Annotated in this window: 22 protein-coding genes and 1 tRNA gene; 10 read left to right on the top strand and 13 right to left on the bottom strand. The window is 71.3% G+C overall.

The features are described from left to right. The first annotated feature begins 31 nt into the window (after positions 1-31). Positions 32-325, top strand: a complete 294-nt coding sequence (locus tag ACZ31C_RS15835; protein ID WP_350696498.1) for an antibiotic biosynthesis monooxygenase family protein — start codon at positions 32-34, stop codon at positions 323-325. Between the two features lie 166 nt (positions 326-491). Here ACZ31C_RS15835 and ACZ31C_RS15840 read toward each other — a convergent pair whose 3' ends face one another. Further along, complete coding sequence (locus ACZ31C_RS15840; RefSeq protein ID WP_465795905.1) at positions 492-1,451, bottom strand: helix-turn-helix domain-containing protein; 960 nt, start codon at positions 1,449-1,451, stop codon at positions 492-494. Positions 1,452-1,562: 111 nt separating this feature from the next. Then, complete coding sequence (uvrB, locus tag ACZ31C_RS15845) at positions 1,563-3,671, bottom strand: excinuclease ABC subunit UvrB (protein WP_465795906.1); 2,109 nt, start codon at positions 3,669-3,671, stop codon at positions 1,563-1,565. Positions 3,672-3,972: 301 nt separating this feature from the next. Here uvrB and ACZ31C_RS15850 point away from each other — a divergent pair, with 301 nt between their 5' ends. Further along, positions 3,973-5,736: a hypothetical protein gene (locus tag ACZ31C_RS15850; protein WP_465795907.1), complete on the top strand. Its 1,764-nt coding sequence runs from the start codon at positions 3,973-3,975 to the stop codon at positions 5,734-5,736. Positions 5,737-5,746: 10 nt separating this feature from the next. Here ACZ31C_RS15850 and coaE read toward each other — a convergent pair whose 3' ends face one another. Together coaE and rpsA are read right to left on the bottom strand one after the other, a co-directional pair. Continuing rightward, on the bottom strand, positions 5,747-6,925 hold the full coding sequence (gene coaE, locus ACZ31C_RS15855) for a dephospho-CoA kinase (RefSeq protein ID WP_465795908.1): 1,179 nt from the start codon (positions 6,923-6,925) through the stop codon (positions 5,747-5,749). A gap of 139 nt (positions 6,926-7,064) precedes the next feature. Beyond that, positions 7,065-8,552 (bottom strand): 30S ribosomal protein S1, encoded by a 1,488-nt coding sequence (rpsA, locus tag ACZ31C_RS15860; RefSeq protein ID WP_117227135.1) that lies wholly within the window; start codon positions 8,550-8,552, stop codon positions 7,065-7,067. Positions 8,553-8,881: 329 nt separating this feature from the next. Between rpsA and ACZ31C_RS15865 the strand changes: the two genes are divergently transcribed. From ACZ31C_RS15865 to ACZ31C_RS15885, 5 genes are all read left to right on the top strand, one after another. Continuing rightward, a complete protein-coding gene (locus ACZ31C_RS15865; protein ID WP_465795909.1) occupies positions 8,882-9,706 on the top strand; it encodes a class I SAM-dependent methyltransferase in 825 nt (274 codons plus the stop codon). 38 nt (positions 9,707-9,744) lie between these two features. Further along, positions 9,745-9,963 (top strand): hypervirulence associated TUDOR domain-containing protein, encoded by a 219-nt coding sequence (locus ACZ31C_RS15870; protein WP_465795910.1) that lies wholly within the window; start codon positions 9,745-9,747, stop codon positions 9,961-9,963. Further along, a complete protein-coding gene (locus ACZ31C_RS15875) occupies positions 9,950-10,378 on the top strand; it encodes a DUF3140 domain-containing protein (RefSeq protein ID WP_465795911.1) in 429 nt (142 codons plus the stop codon). Before ACZ31C_RS15870 ends, ACZ31C_RS15875 begins: the two co-directional genes overlap by 14 nt. A gap of 143 nt (positions 10,379-10,521) precedes the next feature. Beyond that, positions 10,522-11,274 carry an SDR family NAD(P)-dependent oxidoreductase gene (locus ACZ31C_RS15880; RefSeq protein WP_465795912.1) on the top strand — a complete coding sequence of 251 codons (753 nt, stop codon included), beginning with the start codon at positions 10,522-10,524 and terminating at the stop codon, positions 11,272-11,274. Between the two features lie 7 nt (positions 11,275-11,281). Beyond that, positions 11,282-11,698 (top strand): MerR family transcriptional regulator, encoded by a 417-nt coding sequence (locus tag ACZ31C_RS15885; protein WP_465795913.1) that lies wholly within the window; start codon positions 11,282-11,284, stop codon positions 11,696-11,698. 19 nt (positions 11,699-11,717) lie between these two features. Here the strand turns inward: ACZ31C_RS15885 and polA are convergent, their stop codons facing one another. From polA to ACZ31C_RS15925, 8 genes are all read right to left on the bottom strand, one after another. After that, a complete protein-coding gene (polA, locus tag ACZ31C_RS15890) occupies positions 11,718-14,417 on the bottom strand; it encodes a DNA polymerase I (protein WP_465795914.1) in 2,700 nt (899 codons plus the stop codon). Positions 14,418-14,541: 124 nt separating this feature from the next. Further along, the gene (locus ACZ31C_RS15895) at positions 14,542-15,252 is read right to left on the bottom strand and encodes an ABC transporter ATP-binding protein (protein ID WP_131053259.1); all 711 of its coding nucleotides are present in this window, start codon (positions 15,250-15,252) and stop codon (positions 14,542-14,544) included. Beyond that, positions 15,242-16,201, bottom strand: coding sequence for an ABC transporter ATP-binding protein (locus ACZ31C_RS15900; protein WP_465795915.1), 960 nt, complete (start codon positions 16,199-16,201; stop codon positions 15,242-15,244). The genes ACZ31C_RS15895 and ACZ31C_RS15900 overlap by 11 nt, the downstream gene beginning before the upstream one ends. Continuing rightward, a complete protein-coding gene (locus ACZ31C_RS15905; protein ID WP_350696480.1) occupies positions 16,194-17,351 on the bottom strand; it encodes a branched-chain amino acid ABC transporter permease in 1,158 nt (385 codons plus the stop codon). Before ACZ31C_RS15905 ends, ACZ31C_RS15900 begins: the two co-directional genes overlap by 8 nt. Further along, positions 17,348-18,331, bottom strand: coding sequence for a branched-chain amino acid ABC transporter permease (locus tag ACZ31C_RS15910; protein ID WP_350696478.1), 984 nt, complete (start codon positions 18,329-18,331; stop codon positions 17,348-17,350). Before ACZ31C_RS15910 ends, ACZ31C_RS15905 begins: the two co-directional genes overlap by 4 nt. 61 nt (positions 18,332-18,392) lie before the next feature. After that, complete coding sequence (locus ACZ31C_RS15915) at positions 18,393-19,544, bottom strand: branched-chain amino acid ABC transporter substrate-binding protein (protein WP_465795916.1); 1,152 nt, start codon at positions 19,542-19,544, stop codon at positions 18,393-18,395. A gap of 364 nt (positions 19,545-19,908) precedes the next feature. Further along, positions 19,909-21,081, bottom strand: coding sequence for a hypothetical protein (locus tag ACZ31C_RS15920; RefSeq protein WP_465795917.1), 1,173 nt, complete (start codon positions 21,079-21,081; stop codon positions 19,909-19,911). 109 nt (positions 21,082-21,190) lie between these two features. Further along, positions 21,191-21,814, bottom strand: coding sequence for an ANTAR domain-containing response regulator (locus tag ACZ31C_RS15925; RefSeq protein WP_465795918.1), 624 nt, complete (start codon positions 21,812-21,814; stop codon positions 21,191-21,193). Positions 21,815-21,920: 106 nt separating this feature from the next. On the opposite strand from ACZ31C_RS15925, the gene ACZ31C_RS15930 reads away from it, so the two are divergent. After that, a tRNA-Leu gene (locus ACZ31C_RS15930) sits at positions 21,921-21,997 on the top strand. A 32-nt stretch (positions 21,998-22,029) separates the two neighbouring features. Next, the gene (locus tag ACZ31C_RS15935) at positions 22,030-22,776 is read left to right on the top strand and encodes a helix-turn-helix domain-containing protein (RefSeq protein ID WP_465795919.1); all 747 of its coding nucleotides are present in this window, start codon (positions 22,030-22,032) and stop codon (positions 22,774-22,776) included. Between the two features lie 15 nt (positions 22,777-22,791). Here the strand turns inward: ACZ31C_RS15935 and ACZ31C_RS15940 are convergent, their stop codons facing one another. Continuing rightward, complete coding sequence (locus tag ACZ31C_RS15940) at positions 22,792-23,949, bottom strand: trans-sulfuration enzyme family protein (RefSeq protein ID WP_465795920.1); 1,158 nt, start codon at positions 23,947-23,949, stop codon at positions 22,792-22,794. 102 nt (positions 23,950-24,051) lie between these two features. Between ACZ31C_RS15940 and ACZ31C_RS15945 the strand changes: the two genes are divergently transcribed. After that, on the top strand, positions 24,052-24,531 hold the full coding sequence (locus ACZ31C_RS15945; RefSeq protein WP_131053250.1) for an Lrp/AsnC family transcriptional regulator: 480 nt from the start codon (positions 24,052-24,054) through the stop codon (positions 24,529-24,531). The last annotated feature ends 19 nt before the right edge of the window (positions 24,532-24,550 follow it).

Genomic DNA, 24,550 nt, shown 5'->3' on the forward strand with positions numbered 1-24,550 from the left:
CTCGACCCCGCCGCCGTGCGAGGCTGCTGACATGGTGCTTGAAGTCGCGCTGATCGACGTGATTCCCGGGCAGGAGGACGAGTTCGCCGCCGCGTACCGCACGGCGCACCCGGTCCTTGCCGACACGCCCGGCTGCCGGTCGGTCCGGATGACCCGGGGTGTCGAGTCCCCCACCCGGTTCGTGCTGCTGGTCGAGTGGGACTCGGTCGAGGCGCACGAGGTCAACTTCCGGCAGACCGACCGCTTCGCGCAGTGGCGCGGGCTGATCGGCCCGTACTTCGCCGGTCCGCCGCTCGTCGAGCACTTCGTCGACGTACCCGCCTGACGACACCTGCGGCTGCCGGCCTGCCGCCCGGGAAGTGTCGTACCCCTCGTCTATCGTGCCCGCGACGCGCGGTCGCCGGGCTCGGGGGCGCGCCGGGCCCGACGGCCGCGCGTCCCCATCCGATCACCCGCGTCCTGCGTACGCGTCCCGTCAGAAGCGGGACGCCTCAGCCGGCGAGGCGCTCCGCGTCGTGCTCCACGGCCGGGGCCTCCTCGACGGGTGGCGGCACGGCGTCCTCGACGGGGTCGGCGGGCCGGGGGATCTCCGGCCGCTCGACCTGCCGGGCCAGCACCGACGCGGTCTCCGTGGCCGGCAGCGCCACCGCGGACAGCCAGTCGATCATCCGTTCGTAGCGCGCGATGTCGGCCTCGGCGACCAACCGCAGGTCGGTGGTGAGCGTCTCCAGCATCACCGTGCGGGGATCCGCCGGATCGGGAAAGACATACCAGGAGAACCCGGCCAGCGGGTGCACACCGTGGTGCGGCGCGGCGTCACCGGGCACCAGCCGGATGGTGACGTGCGGCAGCTCGGTCAACGCCACCAGGTGCCACACCTGCTCCCGCCAGACGTCCACCGGCATGCCGTCGGGGGCACAGACCCGCTCGTCCAGCAGGGCCGTGTAGTGCGGCGGATCGTCCCGACGCAGCACCTGCTGCCGCAGCCCGCGAGCCCGCACCTCGGCCTCCAGTTCCAGCTCGGGAGCGATCAGCGCCGCGGCGGTCAGCCGCAGCCGGGCGTACGCCGGGGTCTGCAACAACCCGGGCAGCACAGCAGGCTGGTATTCGACGATGCCGGCCGCACCCGCCTCCAACTCCGCGTACGCGCGTTGCCGCTCCCCCATCTCACCCAGCGCCCGGGACCAGCCGCGACCGGCCGCCGCGTCCCGAGCGATGACGATCAACGCCTCGCGCTGCGGTGCCGGCACCTGATAGACGTCGAGCAGGTCGAGCACGTCGGCCAGGTCCGGCCGGCTCTGGCCCAGCTCGATGCGGGACAACTTGGACGTGGACGCCCACCCGAGCTGGCCACAGACCTGCTCCAAGGTGAGCGACTCACCGCGGCGTAGCTGGCGCAACTCTGCACCGAGCCGTACCCGGCGGATGACAGGACTTGCTGACAACGGCATCCCGGCCTCCCCACCGTCGGAGAGTACGCAGGACAGTCACGCACGGCAATACCTCGCTTGCGCTATGCAACGAACCGATATCACCGCGCGCCACCACACCCGCTCCGGCGGTCAGGTCACCCCGGCAGCGTCCATTCCCCGCAACTCCTTCTTGAGGTCGGCGACCTCGTCGCGGATCCGGGCGGCCAACTCGAACTGCAACTCCCGCGCGGCAGCCAGCATCTGGTCGTTGAGCTCCTGGATGAGCTGCGCCAACTCGGCCCGCGCCATGCCCTCGCGAGCCGGGGTGGCCGCACCGCCCCGGGACCGGCTGCGGGTCTCCTTGACCGGCGCCTTGCCCCGCGACAACTGACGCACCGCACCACCGACCCGGGTCGCCTCGGTGTCCTCCGCCTCGCGGTAGATGTCGTCGAGAATGTCGTGGATCTTCTTGCGCAGCGGCTCGGGACTGATCCCGTGCGCCTCGTTGTGCGCGATCTGCTTGGCCCGGCGCCGGTCGGTCTCCTCGATCGCGGCCGCCATCGACGGAGTGATCTTGTCGGCGTACATGTGCACCTGGCCGGAGACGTTCCGGGCCGCCCGGCCGATGGTCTGGATCAACGACCGGCCACTGCGCAGGAAGCCCTCCTTGTCCGCGTCCAGGATCGCCACCAACGACACCTCGGGCAGGTCCAGACCCTCCCGCAGCAGGTTGATGCCGACCAGCACGTCGTAGTCGCCCCGTCGCAACTCCCGCAGCAACTCGACCCGACGCAACGTGTCCACCTCGGAGTGCAGGTAACGCACCCGGATGCCGTTCTCCAGCAGATAGTCCGACAGGTCCTCGGCCATCTTCTTGGTCAACGTGGTGACCAGGACCCGCTCGTCGCGCTCGGTGCGCAGCTTGATCTCGTGCATCAGATCGTCGATCTGACCCTTGGTGGGCTTGACCACGACCTCCGGGTCCACCAGGCCGGTCGGGCGGATCACCTGCTCGACGTACTCGCCCTGGGCGTGCTCCAACTCCCACGGCCCCGGGGTGGCCGACAGGAAGACCATCTGGCCGACCCGCTCCAGGAACTCGTCGAAGCGCAACGGACGGTTGTCGGCGGCGCTGGGCAGCCGGAACCCGTGGTCGATCAACATCCGCTTACGCGAGGCGTCGCCCTCGAACATGCCGCCGATCTGCGGGATCGTCACGTGCGACTCGTCGACCACCGTGAGGAAGTCGTCGGGGAAGTAGTCGAGCAGGCAGTGCGGCGGACTGCCGGGCAACCGGCCGTCGATGTGCATCGAGTAGTTCTCGATGCCGGAGCAGAAGCCGACCTGCCGCATCATCTCGATGTCGTACGTGGTGCGCATCCGCAGCCGCTGCGCCTCCAGCAGCTTGCCCTGCCGCTCCAGCTCCTCCAGGCGCTCGCCCAACTCGGCCTCGATGTCGCGGACCGCCCGCTCCATCCGCTCCGGCCCGGCGGCGTAGTGCGTCGCCGGGAAGATCAGCAGATGGTCGACCTCGCGCACCACGTCCCCGGTCAGCGGGTTGAGGTAGTAGAGCTTCTCCACCTCGTCGCCGAAGAGCTCGATGCGGACGGCGAGTTCCTCGTACGCCGGGATGATCTCCAACGTGTCGCCCCGGACCCGGAACGTGCCCCGCTGGAAGGCCATGTCGTTGCGGGTGTACTGGATGTCGACCAGCCGGCGCAGCAACTGGTCCCGGTCGAGTTCCTGGCCGACGGCGACCCGCACCGCGCGATCCAGGTATTCCTCCGGGGTGCCCAGGCCGTAGATCGCCGAGACGGTCGCCACCACCACCACGTCGCGCCGGGTGAGCAGCGACATGGTGGCCGAGTGCCGCAGCCGCTCGACCTCCTCGTTGATCGAGGAGTCCTTCTCGATGTACGTGTCGGTCTGCGGGATGTACGCCTCGGGCTGGTAGTAGTCGTAGTACGAGACGAAGTACTCCACCGCGTTGTCCGGCAGCAGCTCGCTGAACTCCTTGGCGAGCTGGGCGCAGAGCGTCTTGTTGGGCGCCAGCACCAGCGTGGGCCGTTGCAGCCGCTCGACCAGCCAGGCGGTGGTGGCGCTCTTGCCGGTGCCGGTCGCGCCGAGCAACACGGTGTGCCGGTCACCACGGCGGACCCGTCGCTCCAGGTCGTCGATCGCCGCCGGCTGGTCACCGGCCGGCTGGAAATCGCTGACGACCTGGAAACGGCCGTCGAGCCGGGGAATGTCGAGCGCCATGGCGTCAACCGTACGCCCGGGGACCGACACTCCGCCGCGACTACAGGCGGCACCTGATCGGCTTCGATATTCGCATTGTGTGGTTCTTCTCACCCGGCTACGATTTTTCCGTAGGCCGCTCGCGGCGGCCGACCGGGCCGGTGGCGGGCCCCACAGGCCACGCCGCCCCCGGCACCGAAGGCCGCAGCACCCGGCATTGCCCGGCGTGCGCGCCCGACGTGGTCGCGCCGAACGCGCAGACCGGCCGCCGCGAGCGCCGCCACCTCGTCACCCCAGCCCGGTCCGTCCCGTTCAACCTCCCGTGAAGGACACCTCACGACCGGCCTCCGACGACACCGGCCCCGGCGACCCGCCCGACGCGCACACCCCGCCTCCGGCGCACACCCCGGCCGACGCGCGCACCACGGCGGACGCGCGCACCACGGCAGACGCGCGCACCACGGCGGACGCGCACCTCACGGCCGACCGTCCGACGGACGGCCCCGCCGGACGGGACAGCCGCCACCGCGCCGGTGCCCGTCGGCACCGCTCCGGCATCACCCCACCGGCGATCCTCGGCCTGACCGGGCCCGATCCGGCCACCGGAGCACCCCGACCGCGCCCCGGCCTCCGCCGGGCGGCCGTGGTGCACGGCATGCTCGACCCGGCGGCCGCCAACCCCGCCGAGGACGACGACCTCACCGGCGCCGACCAGGAGGTCGAGCAGTTCCGGCAGGCCGCCGCCCGACGTCGCCGCGTCGTCCTGGCCGCACTCGCACTGACCGCCGCGGCCTCCGCCGTCACCCTGGTCGCGACGCTGGTGAACTGGACGCCCGCCGCACCGCCCGCCCGCGAGCTGACGGCGGCCGAGCGGGACCGGTTGGCCGCCATGCGGGTCGTCAACTACCGGGACGTCCGCGCCGGGCTGCACCTCACCGTCAGCGGCACCGCCGGCCGCACCGACCTGCTCGGCTGGGTCGACTGGGCCCGCCGACTGGTCTACCTCGACGTCAGCGGTCCCGGCGCCGGCCCGCTGCGCGGACTGGCCCAGGCCACCCCCACGGTGACCGTGGTCCGCCCTGACCCGGAGGCGATGTCGACCCCCGCCATGCCACCGCTGATGCCCCCGGGCGGCGGCTGGCGACTGCCCGCCGACCCGAGCCTCGACCCCCTGCTCCACCTGCTCTTCGACCTCGCCCGCGACCGGCCCGAACCCGCCGACGAACTGACCGGCCGCTGGCTGCGACACGAGCGGGTCGACGGCGAGACGGTCGACGTGCTGGAGGCGACCCTGCCGCGCCCCGCCCCCTCCCCGACCGGGTCGCCCGCCGCCGCGCCCCGCACCGTCCCCGGCGACACCGCCCGGTACTGGCTGGACGCGGCCGGACGGCTGCACCGGCTCGAGACCGCACTGCCCGGCGTCGGCACGGTGCACCTCCAGGTGCACCGCGCCGACCGGCCCACGCTGCGCCCGGTCGACGCGTTGGGCGGCCGTCCTGGCCTGCCCCGTGTCCTCACCACCACCGAACGGGACCGCTGGCGACGGCTGCCGGCCCGACTGCGCGCCGCCGGTGGTGCCACCGTCACCCTGGTCGGCCCGGTCGGCACCGGCCTCGACCTGCGTGGCTCCGGCTGGGTGAGCTGGACGGCGGGCACCGCGTACCTGGGCGTCACCGAACTCGACGCCACGGACCGCCGCGTCCTGGTCCGGCACGACCGACACGCGGTGACGCGGATCGAGACCCGGCCCGCCACGGATCCAGCGGCACAGCCTCCGCTGCCACCCCCGGCCACCGGCTGGCGGACCGGGCCGCACCGCACCTCGGCGCTGGACCCGCTGGTGTCCGCCGCGCTGCGCGCCGCCCGGGGCACCGGTCCGCAGGGCGGCACCCGCCGGGTCCGCGGCGACAGCCACGACGGCGTACCGGTGGACGTCGTCGAGGTACAGACCGCCCGGGGACCGACGCGTTACTGGGTGGACCGCACCGGGCTGCTGCGCCGACTGGAGGCCCGGACCTCGGCCGGGGCCTGGGCACAGCTCGACCTGACCGTCGGGCGGGTGCCCCGGCTGACCCCGCCGACCTGAGAGCCTCCGGTCAGGGACGCCACCCGGTCTGGGCGGCCCACTCCTCGGCGCGCAGGTGCTCCTCGTCGAACCACGGGTCCTTCGCCGTGGCGTACGCGCCGCTCTCCGGCGCGGAGGCGGCCAACTCCCGCTTGAGTCCCAGGTACGCGGCCCGCCGGTCCGGATCGGCGCGCAGGTGGTCGCGCATCAGCAGGGCGTACCGCCAGCCGGGCGAGCCGGTCTCCCGGATGTGCAGGTGCACCGGGCGACCCGGATCGGCGCTGCCGTGCAGCCGCTTCTCCCACCGGCCGCCGCCGGTGCGCGCGGTGTCCCACCAGTCGCCGGGCAACCGGGGGAACCCGACGTCGGCGAGCCGGTCGGCCATCGGCCCGTCCGCCTCGGCCAACGACGACACGCTGAGCTGGATGTCGATGACGTCCTTGGCGGCCAGTCCGGTGACCGCGGTCGACCCGATGTGGTCCACGCGCAGGTCGGCGGGGGCGACCGCGTGCCGGATCCGGGCGGCCAGCCGGGCGTACTGCTGCGGCCAGGTCGGATCGGGTTCGATCAGGCGTACCCGGTCCAGCCGGACCGGCCGTCGCTGCCGCAGGTTGACCTCGTAGGGCACCAGCCGGTCCCGCCAGAGCGCGTCGACCGCCGCGTGCAACTCGTCGAGGGTGCCGTCGTTGGTGAGCAGCACGTCCGCCGCCGCCGCGCGCCGGGCGTCGTCGGCCTGCGCGGCGATCCGCCGCTCCACCTCGTCGCGGCTCATCCCCCGGTCCCGGGCCAACCGGCGCAGCCGGGTCTCCACCTCCGTGCGCACCACGACCACCAGGTGGTACGTGGCGGCCAGCCCCACCTCCACCAGCAGCGGCACGTCGTTGACCACCACGGCGTCCGGTGGCGCCGCGGCGACCAGTTCCGCCGTGCGGGCCCGCACCCGGCCGTGCACGATGGCCTCCAGCCGGCGGCGGGCCGACTCGTCGGCGAAGACCAGTTCGCCGAGGGCAGCCCGGTCCAGGGCGCCGTCGGCGGCGAGTACCCGTTCGGAGAAGGTCGCGACGACCTCGGCCAACCCGTCGGTGCCGGGGGCGACGACCTCCCGCGCGATCCGGTCGGCGTCGACGAGTACCGCCCCGCGCTCGACCAGCCGGCGCGCCACCGCGCTCTTGCCCGAGCCGATCCCGCCGGTGAGTCCGATCTTCAACACGGCACCAGTCAACCTGACCAGGACGGTTGCGCCAAGCCCGGGTGGCGGGGGTCGCGCGTGCGGGCCGGTCGACGGCGAGGGCCCCGCCTCGACCCGGTTGATCCAGGTCGGGGCGGGGCCCGTCGTCGTCAGCAGCGGGTCACTTACCGCCGGCGAGCTTCTCCCGCAGAGCGGCGAGCGCCTCGTCGGTGGCCAGGGTGCCCGCGGGCTCCTCGGCCTGACGGCTCGGGGCCGCGCTGGTCGAGGTGGTGGTGCCGGTCGGGGCGGGCTGCGGGTTGGCAGCGGCCTCGGCCTCGGCGGCCCGAGAGGTCTGCACCTGCTTCTGGTGCGCCTCCCAGCGCTGCCGCGCCTCGGCGTACTGGTTCTCCCAGGTCTCGCGCTGCTTGTCGTACCCCTCGAGCCACTCGCCCGTCTCCGGGTCGAAGCCCTCCGGGTAGATGTAGTTGCCCTCGTTGTCGTACGTCGCGGCCATGCCGTAGAGGGTCGGGTCGAAGTGCTCCTCGCCCTCGACGAAGCCCTCGTTGGCCTGCTTGAGCGACAGCGAGATCCGGCGGCGCTCCAGGTCGATGTCGATGACCTTGACCATGACCTCGGAGCCGACCTGCACGACCTGCTCGGGGATCTCCACGTGGCGCTCGGCCAGCTCGGAGATGTGCACCAGGCCCTCGATGCCGTCGTCGACGCGGACGAACGCGCCGAACGGCACCAGCTTGGTGACCTTACCCGGCACGATCTGCTGGATCGCGTGGGTGCGGGCGAACTGCCGCCACGGGTCCTCCTGGGTCGCCTTCAGCGACAGCGAGACCCGCTCGCGGTCCAGGTCGACGTCCAGGACCTCGACCTCGACCTCCTGGCCCACCTCGACCACCTCGGAGGGGTGGTCGATGTGCTTCCAGGACAGCTCGGAGACGTGCACCAGACCGTCCACGCCGCCGAGGTCGACGAACGCGCCGAAGTTGACGATCGAGGAGACGACGCCCTTGCGGACCTGCCCCTTCTGGAGCTTGTTGAGGAACTCGGTGCGCACCTCGGACTGCGTCTGCTCCAGCCAGGCACGGCGGGACAGGACCACGTTGTTGCGGTTCTTGTCCAGCTCGATGATCTTGGCTTCGAGCTCGCGGCCGACGTACGGCTGCAGGTCGCGCACACGCCGCATCTCGACCAGGGAGGCGGGCAGGAAGCCGCGCAGCCCGATGTCGAGGATGAGGCCACCCTTGACCACCTCGATGACCGAACCGCGGACGACACCGTCCTCGTCCTTGATCTTCTCGATCGTGCCCCAGGCCCGCTCGTACTGCGCCCGCTTCTTGGAGAGGATCAGCCGACCCTCCTTGTCCTCCTTCTGGAGGACGAGGGCCTCGATGTGGTCACCGACCGAGACGACCTCTGCCGGGTCCACGTCGTGCTTGATCGACAACTCACGAGAGGGGATGACACCCTCGGTCTTGTAGCCGATGTCGAGCAGGACCTCGTCCCGATCGACCTTGACGACGGTGCCTTCGACAATGTCGCCGTCGTTGAAGTACTTGATGGTCTCGTCGATCGCGGCGAGGAAAGCCTCCTCAGAGCCGAGATCGTCGACGGTGACCTTGGTGGCGCTCGAGGGGGCCTCGATGCTGCTCGTCATGTGGGCGGTTGCTCCGGTCGGATGGTGTGTCACAGCAGGCTGGTGTCGCGGTGACCTGTGCGCGCCAACGGATCCGCCGGCGGACCCACCACCCGGAAATCGCTGAACGAGATCTTGATGTGACTCCGTCGACCGCGCACCTGCTCCCTGCCGAGGCACACGATCCGCGAGCGCATCGTCTACCCTACCCGCTGCATTACCACAGCGTGCAAGCCCTCCCGTCTCCTCATCACCTCACCACCCGCGAAAGCGGAGATTTCGGCCAGCCGGTGCCACGACACCCCGGCCCACCCGTCGTACCACCCCCTCCGGACGCCTAGCGTGAGCGGGTGAACGACGACAACCGGGTGACCCGGCGCCGGGTCGACGCCGCCGAGATCCGCCACGCCAACCGCCGCTGGTGGGACACCGACGCCGACGCCTACCAGACCGAACACGGGGCCTTCCTGGGCGACGTGGACTTCGTCTGGTGCCCGGAGGGGCTGCGCGAGGCCGACGCCCGGCTGCTCGGTGAGCTGGCCGGACGCCGGGTGCTGGAGGTCGGCGCGGGCGCGGCGTCCTGCGCCCGCTGGCTGGCCACCGAAGGCGCCCTCCCGGTCGCGGTGGACCTTTCCGCCGGCATGTTGCGCCACGCCGCCCGCGCCGCCGAGCGCAGCGGCGTACGCGTACCGCTGACCCAGGCCGACGCGCTGGCGCTGCCCTTCGCCGACGCCAGCTTCGACATCGCCTGCACGGCGTTCGGCGCGGTGCCGTTCGTCGACGACTCGGCGGCCCTGATGCGCGAGGTGCACCGGATCCTGCGCCCCGGCGGTCGCTGGGTCTTCTCGGTCACCCACCCGATGCGCTGGATCTTCCTCGACGACCCCGGCGAGGGCGGACTGACCGCCGTGCACTCCTACTTCGACCGGCAGCCGTACGTGGAGCAGGACGAGGGCGGCGTGGCCACCTACGTCGAGCAGCACCGCACCCTCGGCGACCGGATCCGCGAACTGGTCGGTGCCGGGTTCCGCCTGGTGGACCTGGTGGAGCCGGAGTGGCCAGCGGGACACGAGGGGATCTGGGGGCAGTGGAGCCCGCTGCGCGGCCGGCTCTTCCCCGGCACCGCGATCTTCGTCACCGAGCGACCCGACCGAGCTGTCGGCGCGCGCCCGTAGCCGCCGTTTCCGTCCCACTCCCCCGGGTAAGCCGCGACATGGCCGAGAAGGAGTTCCGCCGAGGCGACCACGTCTCCTGGGCCAGCCACAGCGGCCGGGCGCACGGCGTGGTGCAGGAGAAACTGACCGAACGCACCCGGGTACGCGGACACACCGTCGACGCGTCCCCGCAGGCCCCGCAGTACCGCATCCGCAACGACGACTCGGGCCGGGACGTCGCCCACCATCCGGAGGTGCTGCGCCGTGAGCGGGAGTGACGACCAGCAGACCTACCGGGAGTTCACCGAGGCGGTGAACATGAAGCCCGGCGAACTCCAGCAGTGGCTGGAGACGCCGGAGTCCAAGCACGTCGGCTGGCAGAAGAAGGGGACCGAGGGCGGCGAGTCGGTCGGCCACGAATCCGGCCGCCGGATCGTCGACCTGCTCCGCCGCAAGCGGGACCAGCTCAGCGCGGCCGACTACAAGCACATGCGCAAGGTCGTCGGCTACGTCCGGCGGCACATGGCCCAGCGACCCAGCGGCGACGTCCGCGAGACACGCTGGCGGTACTCCCTGATGAACTGGGGTCACGACCCGGTCAAGGCCCCGCTGCCCCCGCCCGGCGGCCCGTCCCGCAAGGCACTGGAACGACACGGCAGCCCACCGAAGAACCGGCGCGGCCCGGCACGCTGATCCCGACGCGGCCAGCGCCCCGACCCAGGTGCGGCCGGGCGTGCCGAGTTCCGCGCAGCCCGGCGCGGCGACCTCGGCGGACCTGCCCCGGCCGAGGTGCGGCTTGACCCTGCCACTGACGGCAGGGTCGGACGATCGGCGGCATGAACGATCACATGCCACGCCGGGTCGTCGTCGTGACGGGTGCCGGCACCGGAATCGGCCGGGCCGCCTCCCGGGCGTTCAGCTCCGCCGGGGCCCACGTCATCGCGGTGGGCCGCCGCGCCGCGCCGCTGGCGGAGACCGCCGCCGGCCACCCGCTGATCGCCCCGCTGACCGTCGACGTCACCGCCGCCGACGCGCCCGACCGGGTGCTCCGCGCCGCCGTCGACCGCCACGGACGCCTGGACGTACTGGTCAACAACGCCGGCATCGCCGGCGGCGGCGACCTGGCCGACCTGGACGAGACGGCAGCCCGCCGGCAACTGGAGACCAACCTGCTCGCCCCGATCCGGCTGGCGCACGCCGCCGTTCCGGCGCTGACCGCCACCCGGGGCGTGATCGTCAACGTCACCACGGCGGTCGGACAACGCGCCTGGCCCGGCTCCGCGCTCTACGCCGCCGGCAAGACCGCCCTCGACTCGCTGACCCGAAGCTGGGCGGTGGAACTGGCGCCGCGCGGCATCCGGGTGGTGGCGGTCGCCCCCGGCGCGATCGACACCCCGATCGGTACGCACCAGGGCCTCGACCCGCAGCAGCGTGCGGCGGTACGCGCCTGGCAGCTCGCGCACACCCCGCTGGGCCGGATCGGCCACCCCGAGGAGGTAGCGTGGGCGATCCTGCGGCTCTGCGAACCGGCAGCCGCCTTCGTCACCGGGGTGGTGCTGCCGGTCGACGGCGGAGCGGTCGTCGCCTGAGAGGACGGTGCCCGGATTGCGGATCGGGAAACTGGCCCGGATCACCGGCAGCACGCCCCGGGCGCTGCGCCACTACGAGGAACACGGCCTGATCGACTCGCACCGGACCGCCAACGGCTACCGCGAGTACGACGACCGGGCCGTCGTCCGGGTCCGCAACATCCGGCACCTGCTGGCCGCCGGACTGACGCTGACCGACGTCCGGGCGTTCCTGCCCTGCCTCGACGGGGACGTGGCCGCCGCGGCGCCCTCCCCCGTCGGGCTCCGGATCGCCCGGGACCGTCTGGCCGTGCTGGACGCCCGCATCGCCGCCCAGGTGGCGCTCCGCGACCGGCTCGCCGCCGCACTGCGCGACGCCACCCCGGCCACCGGCCCCGGCACCGCCACGCCGGCCGCGTGCCCGGACACCGCGCTCACCGTCTGACCGCTGACCGCCGCACGGGTCAGTGGTCGGCGCTGTTCCAGTCCCGGCCCTCGCCGACCGACACCTCCAGCGGCACGGAGAGCGGATAGGCCGCACCCATCTCGCGGCGCACCAACTCCTCCAGCGCCGTCCGTTCGCCCGGCGCCACCTCGAAGACCAGTTCGTCGTGCACCTGCAACAGCATCCGAGACCCCAGGCCCGCCTCCCGCAACGCGGTGTCGACGTGCAGCATGGCGACCTTGATGATGTCCGCCGCCGAGCCCTGGATCGGGGCGTTGAGGGCCATCCGCTCGGCCATCTCACGCCGCTGCCGGTTGTCGCTGACCAGGTCGGGCAGGTATCGGCGGCGACCGAGGATGGTGGAGGTGTAGCCGTCCTGGCGGGCCCGCGCCACCACCTCGTGCAGGTAGTCGCGGACCCCACCGAACCCGGCGAAGTAGTCCTCCATCAGCCCCCGCGCCTCCTCGGCGGTGATGCCGAGCTGCTGGGACAGACCGAACGCGCTCAACCCGTACGCCAGGCCGTAGTTCATCGCCTTGATCTTGCGGCGCTGGTCCGGCGTGACCTCGGTGACCGGCACGCCGAAGACCGACGAGGCGGTGGCGGCGTGGAAGTCGGCACCGGAGTTGAACGCCTCGATCAACGCGTCGTCCGTCGACAGGTGTGCCATGATCCGCATCTCGATCTGGCTGTAGTCGGCGGTGAGCAGGCATTCGTATCCCTCGCCCACCACGAACGCGCGACGGATCCGGCGCCCCTCCTCGGTGCGGATCGGGATGTTCTGCAGGTTCGGCTCGGTGGAGGAGAGCCGGCCGGTGGCGGCCACCGTCTGGTTGAACGTGGTGTGGATGCGCCCGTCGTCGGAGACCGACTTGAGCAGACCGTCCACCGTCGACTTGAGCTTGGCCACGTCACGGTGCCGCAGCAGGTGGTGCAGCAACGGGTGCTCGGTCTGCGCGTAGAGCCACTGCAGGGCGTCCGCGTCGGTGGTGTAACCAGTCTTGATCTTCTTGGTCTTGGGCAGGTTCAGCTCACCGAAGAGGATCTCCTGGAGCTGCTTGGGCGACCCCAGGTTGAACTCCCGGTCGACCACCGCGTACGCGCCCTGGGCGGCGGCCTTCACCTCGGCGGCGAAGTGCGCCTCCAACTCCGAGAGGTAGTCGGTGTCGGCGGCGATGCCGATGCGCTCCATGGCGGCCAGCACCCGCATCAGCGGCAGCTCCACCCCGGCCATCAGCCGCGCCGACTGCTCCCCGTCGCGGGACAGCTCGGCGTCGATCGCCTCGGCCAGGTCGAGCGTGGCCCGCGCGTGCAGCATCAGGTTCTGCTCGGCCTCGCCGTCGCCGCCCAACCCGTCCAGCGTGAGCTGGCCGTCGTCCGGCGTGTCGACCCGCAGCTCACGGTGCAGGTAGCGCAGCGCCAGGTCGGTCAGGTCGTACGAGCGCTGGTCCGGGCGGGCCAGGTAGGCCGCGATCTGGGTGTCCCGGGCGATGCCGGCCAGGGACCAGCCGTGCGCGCCGAAGGCCAGCACGGCCGGTTTGCTGTCGTGCAGCACCTTGGGCCGGCTCTCGTCGGCCAGCCATCCCGCCAGGGCGGTCTCGTCGTCCCGGGCCAGTCCGGCGGGGTCGAACCAGGCCGCCGCGCCGTCGGCGGTGGCCAGCGCCATGCCGGTGACGGCGGCGGTGTGCCGGCGGTTCGGGCCGGTGTCCAGCTTCACCGCGACGCCGACCGGGGTGCCGGCCGTCGCGTGCGTCTCCAGCCACCCGGCCAACGCACCGGGCGCGGCGAGCACCTCGCCGGTCAGGTCGAAGCCCGCCTCCGCCTCCGGCTCCACGGCGTCGAGGTACTGGTAGAGCCGGTCCCGCAGGATGCGGAACTGGAGAGTGTCGAAGACCTGGTGCACCGCCTCGCGGTCCCACCCCTGCCAGCGGGCGTCCTCCGGCCGCACCGGCAGGTCGAGGTCGGTGACCAGGCAGTTGATCTCGTAGTTGCGGATCACGTCGGCCAGCCGCTCGCGCAGGCTGTCACCGGCCTTGCCCTTGATCTCGTCGGCGCGGGCGATCACACCCTCCACCCCGCCGTACGTGTTGATCCACTTGGCCGCGGTCTTCGGGCCGACGCCCGGGACACCGGGCAGGTTGTCGCTGGTCTCGCCGACCAGCGCGGCCAGGTCGCGGTAACGCTGCGGGCCGACGCCGTACTTCGTCTCGATCGCGACCGGGTCCATCCGGGCCAGGTCGGAGACGCCCTTACGCGGATAGAGCACGGTGACGTGGTCGCCGACGAGCTGGAAGGCGTCCCGGTCACCGGTGCAGATCAGCACCGGCATGCCCTGGTCACGGGCCTGGCAGGCGAGCGTGGCGATGACGTCGTCGGCCTCGTAGCCCTCCTTCTCCACCACCGGCACCCGCAACGCCTCCAGGACCTCCTTGACCAGGCTGACCTGGCCCTTGAAGTCGGTCGGCGTCTCGCTGCGGCCAGCCTTGTACTCCGCGTACTTCTCGGTGCGGAAGGAGCGGCGGGACACGTCGAAGGCGACCACGATGTGCGTCGGCTGCTCGTCGCGCAGCACGTTGATCAGCATGGAGGTGAAGCCGTAGACGGCGTTGGTCGGCTGCCCGGTCGTGGTGGAGAAGTTCTCCACCGGCAGGGCGAAGAACGCCCGGTATGCCAGGGAGTGTCCGTCGACGAGGAGCAGGCGCGGCGTCGTAGCTGTCACGGCAGCGACTCTAGCCCGTACCCCCGACACCCCCCCGCGCGGCGGCACCGGCGGCCGACCGGAAACGTCGACGGCCGCCCACCCCCGGACACGGGGACGGGCGGCCATCGACGGCACGCGGCGACTAGGCCACGCCCAGGTACGCCTCCTTGATCGAGGGGTCGTGCAGGAGCTCCTGCCCGGTCCCCTCCTTGACGATCCGCCCGGTCTCCAGGACGTACGCCCGGTGCGCGCGGGAGAGCGCCTGCTGCGCGTTCTGCTCCACCAGCAGCACCGTGGTGCCCTGCTGGTTGATCTCCACGATGATGTCGAAGATCTGCTGAATGATCATCGGGGCCAGGCCCATCGACGGCTCGTCCAGCAGCAGCAGCTTCGGCCGGCTCATCAGCGCCCGACCGACGGCGAGCATCTGCTGCTCACCGCCGGAGAGCGTGCCACCGGCCTGCTTGCGACGCTCGCGCAGCCGGGGGAACAGCTCCAGCACCTTCTCCAGGTCGGCGGCGATGCCAGCGTGGTCCCGCCTGGTGTACGCCCCCATGTCGAGGTTCTCCAGCACCGTCATGCCGGGGAAGATCTGCCGGCCCTCGGGTGACTGGCACAGACCCCGGACCACCCGCAGGTCGGCACGGAGCTTGCTGATGTCCTCGCCGTCGAAGGTGATCCGACCGCCGGACAGCGAACGGATACCGGAGATCGCCCGCATGGTGGTGGTCTTGCCGGCGCCGTTGGCACCGATCAGGGCCACCACCTCGCCCTCGTTGACGGTGAGGCTGATGCCGTGCAACGCCTCGATCCGACCGTACGAGACGCTGACGTCGTTCAACTCAAGCAGCATCGGCGGGCTCCCCCAGGTACGCCGCGATCACCCGCGGGTCTCGACTGACCTCGGCCGGCAGACCATCGGCGATCTTGCTGCCGAACTCCAGCACCACGATCCGGTCGGTGACACCCATCACCAGCCGCATGTCGTGCTCGATCAGCAGCACCGTCACGCCCTTGTCCCGGATCCGGCGGATCAGCCCGAGCAGATCCTCCTTCTCGGCCGGGTTGAACCCGGCCGCCGGCTCGTCCAGGCAGAGCAGCTTCGGCTCGGTGCCGAGCGCCCGGGCGATCTCCAGTCGTCGCTGGTAGCCGTACGGGAGGTTGCGCGCCGCGTCGTTCGCCCGGTCGGCGATGCCGACGAAGCGCAGCAGCTCCATCGCCTTGTCCTCGGCCGCCCGCTCCTCCAGGATGTGCCGGGACAGACCGAAGGTCTTGGCGAAGGAACGCCGCACCTGCTGCCAGGTCCGCACGATCCCGCCGGAGGCGGTGACCTGCGGCAGCTCCTCCTCCTTGGGCCGCACCCGGTAGAGCCGGAACAGCGCGCCGGGCACGCTCGTCTTGTGCCGGGAGTCCGTCCCGACCATGACGTTCTCCAGCGCGGACATCTCCGGGAACAACCGGATGTTCTGGAACGTCCGGGAGATGCCCATCCGGCTGATCTGGTGCGGCTTACGGCCGGTGACCCGCTCACCGCGGAACCGGACCGCGCCCGACGTCGGCTTGTAGACCCCGGTCATCACGTTGAAGCAGGTGGTCTTGCCGGCGCCGTTCGGCCCGATCAGGCCGAGGATCTCGCCTTCCTTGATCTCGAAGCTGATCCCGTTGAGCGCGACCACGCCACCGAAGCGCAGCGTGACGTCGTCGATCTCCAGCAGCGTCTTGCGCGGTCCCGGCTGCGCCGGGATCTTCGGCGCTACCGGGGTCTCCGTCTCGTCGGACGGGGTGTTGGTCTCGTCAGACATGAGCGGGCGCCTCCTCTGCCTCCGCCGCGCGGTCCTTCAGCTCACGGGCCCGCCGTCCGCTGGGGATCAGGCCCTGCGGACGCAGGATCATCACCAGCACCATGGCCAGACCGAAGGCCAGCCACCGGTAGTCGGCGACCTCACGGAACCGCTCCGGAAGGTACGCCAGCAGCACCGCGCCCACCGAGACGCCGACCATGTTGCCGGACCCACCGACCACGACCATCGCCACGAACAGGATGGACAGGTTCACGTTGAACTGGGTCGGGTCGATGAAGGCGTACCGGCTGGCGAACAGGAAGCCGGCGAAACCGCCGAGCGCCGCACCGATGGCGAACGCCCAGAGCTTGAACTTGAACGGGTAGACACCCATCACCGCCGCGGCGTCCTCGTCCTCCCGGATGGCCAGCCAGGACCGGCCGACCCGGCTGTTCTCCAGCCGGCGCACCGCGAAGACCATGAGCAGCACGACGCTGATCGCCAGCCAGTACCACGGCTTGACGTCGACCAGCCCGAAGACCTGGTTGTCCGGCGAGGGCGGACCCTCCGGCCCGGGAATCGCCGAGATGCCCTGCGGGCCCCGGGTGACGCCCTCCAGGTTGCGGGCCACGATCCGGATGATCTCGCCGAAGCCGAGCGTCACGATGGCCAGGTAGTCACCGCGCAGTCGCAGCGTCGGCCAGCCCAGGATCACCCCGGAGATCAGCGACATCACCAACGCGATGAACACACAGATCGCCCAGGCCACCGCCCAGGTCGTCGGGAGGTTGAACTCCGCCTGGATCCACTTCACGACCGGCGAGTTCACCGAGCCGAACAGCGCCACCGCGTACGCGCCGATGGCGAAGAAGCCGATGTAGCCCAGGTCCAGCAGACCGGCCAGGCCGATCACGACGTTGAGACCGATCGCCACCAACACGTAGATGGCGCAGGTGAACAGCACACCGGCCCAGTTGCTACCGCCCGAGATCGAGTCGGTGCGCAGCCAGGTCAGGCCGGGGATGCCGAGCAGCGGCAGGTAGTAGAGGAAGATCACGAACGCCACGAAGGACAGCGACCGCTGCCACCTCGGCAGTGCCCGCCACCGGTCGCCGACCGAATGCAGCGCGTTGGTGCGCTTACGGTCCAGGTCACGAATCTTGTCGATCATGCTCGGGCCCTCCCCAGCGACTCGCCCAGAATGCCGGTCGGGCGGAACATCAGCACCACGACCAACACCACGAAGGCGATGACGTCCTCCCAGTTGGACGCGAAGATGGTGGCGCCGTAGACCTCGACGATGCCGAGGAACAGGCCGCCCAGCAACGCGCCGCGCAGGTTACCGATGCCGCCGAGGACGGCTGCGGTGAACGCCTTGAGACCGAGCACGAAACCGATGCTGTTCTGCGTGAAGCCGAAACGCATGCCCCACAGCAGCGCCGCCGCGCCCGCCATGATGCCACCGAGCACGAAGATCAGCATGATCACGCGCTCCTGGTTGACGCCCATCAGGGCCGCCGTCTCCGGGTTCTGCGCCACCGCCCGCACACCCCGGCCGTACCGGGTGCGGTTGATGAACCAGTCCAGCACCGCCATCATCGCCACCGCGGACACGATCACGATCAACTGAACGTTGTTGATCTCCGTGTTGCCGATCGTGAACAGCGTCTTCTGCTCGATGATCGTCGGCATGCCGAGGATGATCCGGCCGCGGCCGAACATGGACGGCACCAGGTCGCCCAGCAGCTTCGGCAACACCAGGCCGAAGACCTCCACCAGCACCAGCGACAGACCGATCGCGGTGATCAGGAAGATGAGAGGCGGCGCGTTCTTGCGCCGCAGCGGTCGGTACGCGACCCGTTCGATCGCCAGGGCCGTGCCGCCGGAGGCTATCGCCGCGACTATCAGGCCGAGTACCAGGAAGAGCACCGCTTGACCGAGCGGCGGGTTGTTCTCCACCCCGAAGGCCGTCCACAGGCCGAGCACCGCGAAGGTGCCGACCATGAAGACCTCGGAGTGAGCAAAGTTGATCAGGCGCAGGACGCCGTACACCAGGGTGTAGCCGAGAGCGATCAGGGCATAGATCGCCCCCTTGGACAACCCGTCGACGGTGTGCTGACCGATGTGGCTGAAGAGGTCCGCGAAATTCACCAGGTCTCCTTGCATCGAGTGCGGCCGGGGGATCACCCCGGCCGCACCCCGATACTGTTCGTCAGCTGAGCTTGAGCTCCTGCAGCGGAGAGATCTCCGTGCCCTTGATCTGGTACGCCCAGATGACGACCCTCGACGGGTCCACGTCGCCGTTGGCGTCGAACTTGATGTACTTCGACACGCCCTGCTTGTCGTAGTTCTTCACGTACTCCAGGACGTCGGCACGGGTGTTCTTGCCGTCCTTGAAGGCGTCGATGAAGATCTGCGCGGCGTCGAAGCCCTCAGCGCCGTACGAACCCGGCAGCTGGCCGTACTCGGCCTGGTAGTCGGCGGTGAAGGTGCCACCGGCCTTGTCCGGCGGGAGGCACGGGCAGGTGATGATGGAGCCGTCGGCGCCACCGGACGCACCGGCCGGGAACGCCGGGTCGTACAGACCGTCCGGACCGATGAACTTCGCCTGCACACCGGCGGCACGCATCTGGCGGACCAGCGGCGCGGCCTCACGGGTGTAGCCACCGTAGAAGACGAAGTCGGCGTTGGCCGCCTTGATCTTGGAGATCGTGGCCTCGAACTGCGACTGCCGCTCCTGGATCTTGTCGCTGGCGGCGATCGTGGCGCCCAGGTTCTTGGTCAGCTCGGCGGTGATACCGGCGCCGTAGGCGCTGGCGTCGTCGATCAGGAAGACCCGCTGCGCGTTCTCGCCCTTCAGGTAGGTCGCCACGGCGCCCGCCTGGGTGCCGTCGTTGCCGACCACCCGGTAGAAGGACTTGTTGCCCTTCTGGGTCAGGTCGGTCCGGGTCGCCGACGGGGCGACCATCACGAGACCGGCGGCCTCGTAGACCGGCATGGTGGCGTCCGACTCACCGGAGAAGTGGCCACCGATGACACCGAGGAACGAGTTGTCACCCGCGACCTGGTTCGCGACCGGGGTGGCCTGCGCCGGGTCACCCTGGGTGTCGAACTCGACCATCTCGACCTTGCAGTCGGCGTTCGCGTCGTTGTGCTGCTTGACCGCGAGCTTCGCGGCGTTCAGCGACGGCAGCACCAGACCCGCGTTGTCACCGGTGAACGCACCGAAGATGGCGATCTTGCCACCGCAGTCACCGGACGCGGTGTTGTCGCCGCTGCCGCCGGCGTCCTGGCACCCAGCGGCGGCGACCAGCACCGCGGCGAGCGCGGCAGTACCCAGCGCCCTTGAATAGCTTCGCCTCACGGCTTCCTGACCTCCTCCAGAAGCAGGTGGGCACCGGGACCCGGCGGGGCGGCGACAAGGTGTGGCCCGTCCACCGCGCACCGGGCAGGGACGCCCCCTGCATTACGGCTCGTGCTGGCGGAGCGTACCCACACTCATTCGGCCAAGGAAGAGGTCGGAGCGGGGTCTGCGAAACCGTTACGAAGAGAGACGTCAACCCTGCCACTCCCGTAACAGGTCAATCCGCTGACCGGTCGTTAGCCGACACCTGTCCGCCAGTTGGAACACCCCGGAACACCGCCGACACGCGCGGACGGAGCTGCCGTACGGCACCCCCGTGAAGATCAGGTTTCCACCTCGGAAACCACCGGGAGTGACGGCTGGATCACTCCGACGACGGGTCGGGGCGGCCCACCCACACCGAGGTCCGCACCCCGTCGTCGACCGCCAACCACCACCGCCCACCGTCCGCCGACAGAGCCACCGCCCGAGCCGCCCCGACCGGCGCCGCCACCGGCAGGTCCACCGGCCGCCAACCGTCACCCCGGTCGCCGGAGAGCCAACCGCCGTACCGCTCGCCGTCGGAGACCACCGCCAGCACCTGCCCGCCGGAGACGGCCAGCCCACCGACCGACGGCACCCCGCCGGCGACCTGACCGAACCCACCCGCCGCCACCCACCCGGCCGACTCCTGACGCCAGCCGCCGAACACCCGCCCGCGCAACCCCACACCCAGCGGCACCCCGTCGACCAGGACCACCCGCTGCATCTCCTCGTACTCCTGGCCGCCCGGCAGAACCGTCCGCCGCCAGGTACGCCCGTCCGGCGAGGTCCACGCCGCCGGATCCCGGTCGATCCGTCCCGGCGCCAACAGCCCGCCCACCGCCAACCAGCCGAACGGCCCCGCCACCGCGTCGAACGCCCAGGTCACGCCCTGGCCGTCACTGGCCAACTCCGGCGCCCCCTCGACGATCGCGAACTCCGCCGCGTCCGACGACACCCAGGCCGCCGCTCCGCTGGCCCGGTTCCCGACGATCAACCACCCGTCCGGGCCACCGGTCAACCGGGACACGTTGACCGCCTTCGGGCCGCCGTACAACTCGAACGAGGCCGCCACCTCGACAAGCGTGCCGTCCCGACGCTGCCACCAGGTGCTCACCCGGGGATTGCCGTGCGCGCCACCGACCTTGCCGCCGACCGCGGCGACCGCGCCGTCCCGGCAGCCCACGGAGAACAGCACACTCTGCCGTCCATAGAACGAGTCCGCGATCAACGGCACCGGTGTCCACGTCGCACCGTCCAGGCTGGACCAGACCGCCGGACTGGTGGCCCCGGCCGGATCCGCCACCGCGCCGGCCGCATACCAGTGCCCGGCGCACACCACCAGATCGCGCACCAGGACCCGGCCCGGCTCAGGCGGGTTCGGCAACTCGACGCGCTCCCAGTGCAGCTTCGCCGGCTGCGGGCCGGCGTCGTCCCGCTGAGGCGCCGGACACCCCGCCAGCACCACCGCCAGCAGGCCACCCACCACCAGGAACAACCGCCGAACACGGGACACGCCGAGACGACGCGCCCCGGATCGCCGCGTCAGCGTGGAACGCCGGGCACCCATGCCGCCAGATGCTAACGGCCGCCCGGCATCACGACTGCCCCGTGACGGCGAGCGGTCAGGGAGCCGGGCGGGTGACCTCGCCGCCACCGGCGGTCTCGGCGAGAATCCGCTCGGAGACCTCCTTCATGGTCATCCGGTGGTCCATCGCCGTGCGCTGGATCCACTTGAACGCCTGCGGCTCGGTCATGTTGTAGGTGGTCATCAGCGCGCCCTTGGCCCGCTCGACGCTCTTGCGGACCTCCAGTCGGTCGTTGAGCCCGGCGACCTCGGCCTCCAGCGCGGCGATCTCCGAGTAGCGGGAGAGGGCGATCTCCACCGCCGGCACCAGGTCGGACTTCTGGAACGGCTTGACCAGGTACGCCATCGCGCCGGCCGCCCGGGCCCGCTCGACCAGGTCACGCTGGCTGAACGCGGTCAGGATGATCACCGGGGCGATCCGGGCACCGGCGATCCGCTCGGCGGCGGCCAGTCCGTCCATGATCGGCATCTTGATGTCGAGAATGACCAGATCGGGCTTGAGCTCCTCGGCCAAACGTACGGCGGTCTCGCCGTCGCCAGCCTCCCCGACCACCTCGTAGCCTTCCTCGGCCAACATCTCGGCCAGGTCCAGCCGGATCAGCGCCTCGTCCTCGGCGATCAACACCCGCCTGCGCGCGGCATCCGTCTGCGTCTCGGCCACGAGCCACTCCCACCCAGTCTGTGCCCGACACCCGCGGTACCGGGTGTCGCCGCTCCTAGCGTAGTGGGTAACCTATGGGCCGACGCGACAGGCGTTGAGCGCGAACGTCCCCGTATTCCAATTGGCAGAGAAACGGAGCTCAAACCTCCGACAGTGTGGGTTCGAGTCCCACCGGGGACACCAGAAGTGTCGCACGGGCGTTCGAGAATGCCCCGGTGCACCCACCCGATCTGCGTCTACGAGCGCTGCGGTTGCACCGCGACGGCGCGACCGTCGCGGAGGTCGCCCGCGCCGTCGGGCTCCCCTACCCCACCGTCCGCCACTGGTGCCGGGTCCAGCCGGAGCCGAGACAGCGGAGCACGGCATCGCGCTGTTTCCGGTGCCGCGACGTCGAGAATCCGACAGACCCCGGCCAGTACGCCTACCTGCTCGGTCTCTATCTCGGTGACGGGCACCTGGTCACCGCCGCCCGGGTGCCGGTGCTCCGGATCGCCTGTGCGCAGACCTGGCCGGGGCTGGTCGACGCGGCCGAGACCGCCATGAGAAGCGTCCTCGCCTTCTCGGTGCAACGCGTCCCGTCCGCCGGCTGCATCAGCGTGCAGAGCTACGGCAGCCACTGGCCATGCCTATTGCCGCAGCACGGTCCGGGCCCCAAACACCGCCGGCCGATCGTGCTGACGGCCTGGCAACGGCCGATCGTGCAGGCACACGCCGGCAGCTTCCTGCGCGGCCTGTTCCACTCCGACGGCTGCCGGTTCGTCAACCGGGTCACGGTACGGGGCCGGACGTACGTCTATCCGCGCTACATGTTCGTCAACGAGTCGACCGACATCATGGCGTTGTGCCAGTGGGCACTGGACCTGCTCGGGGTGGCGTGGCGGATGAATCGCCGCAACAGCCTCTCCGTCGCGCGCCGGGAGGCGGTCGCCGTGCTGGACCGGCACGTCGGGCCGAAGTGCTGAACCGTGGCCGTCAGCTCAGACGGTGGCGAGCGCCTGGGCCAGGTCGACGCAGAGGTCCTCGGGATCCTCCAGCCCGACCGAGAGCCGCAGCAGGCCGCCGTCGGGTTTCGCGTCGCCGTCGACCGGGCGGTGGGTCAGCGACGCGGGGTGCTGGACGAGGGTGTCGACGCCGCCGAGCGAGACCGCGTGGGTGATCAGCCGGCAGGCACCGGCGACCGCCGCCGCGGCGGGGGCGCCACCGCGTACCCGGAAGGCGAGCAGGCTGCCGGGACCGGCGAGTTGGCGGCCGATCAGCCCGGCGTGGTCGTCGAGTCCGGGGTGGTGCACGCGCTCGACGGCGGGGTGGTCGGCGAGCCAGGCGGCGATCTTCTCCGCGCCGGCCTGCTGGGCGCGGACCCGCAGCGGCAGCGTCTGCAGTCCCCGGTGCAGCAGGTACGCGCCGAGCGGGTGCAGGACCGCACCGGTGAGCGCGCGGACCTGGCGCAGCCGGGCGGCCCAGTGCGGGTCGCAGGCGACGACGCCGGCGAGGACGTCGCCGTGGCCGCCGATGCTCTTGGTGGCGCTGTGCAGCACGAGCGCGGCACCGTGGCGGGCGGGTTGCTGGAGGACCGGGGTGGCGACGGTGTTGTCGATCAGCAGGGGTACGTCGCCGGCGGCGTCGGCGAGGGCACGGATGTCGACGAGGTCGAGGGTGGGGTTGGCGGGGGTCTCGGCGACGACCAGGGCGGTGTCGGGGCGGACGGCGGCGGCGACCTCGTCGGGACGGGCCCAGGTGACGTCGGTGCCGAGCAGGCCGGTGGCGAGCACGTGGTCGGTGCCGCCGTAGAGCGGGCGGGCGGCGACCAGGTGTCGTTTCCCGTCGCGGGTGGCGGCCAGCAGGGCGGCGGTGAGTGCGGCCATGCCGCTGGCGAAGGCGACGGCGTCGGTGGTGCCTTCGAGTTCGGCGAGGGCGGTCTCGAAGCGGGCCACGGTGGGGTTCCACAGCCGCTGGTAGACGGCGCTGGTGCCGGGGGTCGGAGTGCCGCCGGTGGCGAGGAGTTCGTACGCGTCGCCGCCGTCGTGGACCGAGGGCAGCGGGTTGGTGGTGGAGAGGTCGATCGGGGGCACGTGGACGCCCAGCGCGGCGAGGTCGTCGCGGCCGGCGTGCACGGCTCGGGTGTCCACGGTCGTCATGGCGGCAAGGATCGAACATATCGTGCCGAGAGGGCAATACTTCCGAAGATCATTCGCTGTTATCCCTATCCGCAGTGAGGATGTTCGGTGAAGGATGGCGTCATGCCCCTCGTTCCGAACGATGTGCGGCCGTTCGCGGCCCTGGACGACACCGATCGCGCGATCCTGACCGAGCTGGCCGCCGACGGGCGGTTGCCCAACAACGCCCTGGCCGAGCGGGTGGGGGTGGCGCCGTCGACGTGTCTGGCGCGGACGCGGGCGTTGCGGGAGTGCGGGGCGATCCGGGGTTTCCACGCCGAGGTGGATCCGGCGGCGGTGGGGTTGCCGTTGCAGGCGCTGGTGTCGGTGCGGCTGACCGAGCACGCGCGGGCGGCGGTGGACGCGTTCCGGACGCGTTCGGTCCGCCTGCCGGGGGTGGTGTCGGTGTTCCACGTGGCCGGGGCGGAGGACTACGTGCTGCACGTGCGGGCGGCCTCGGCGGAGGCGTTGCGGGACTTCGTCCTCGACTACCTGGCCGTCGATCCGGCGGTGCAGCACAGCCAGACCAGCCTGATCTTCGAGCAGGCGCGGGGAATGGGCTGACTCACGTCGGCCGCCGCTG

The organism is Micromonospora sp. NPDC023869, assembly GCF_055559695.1.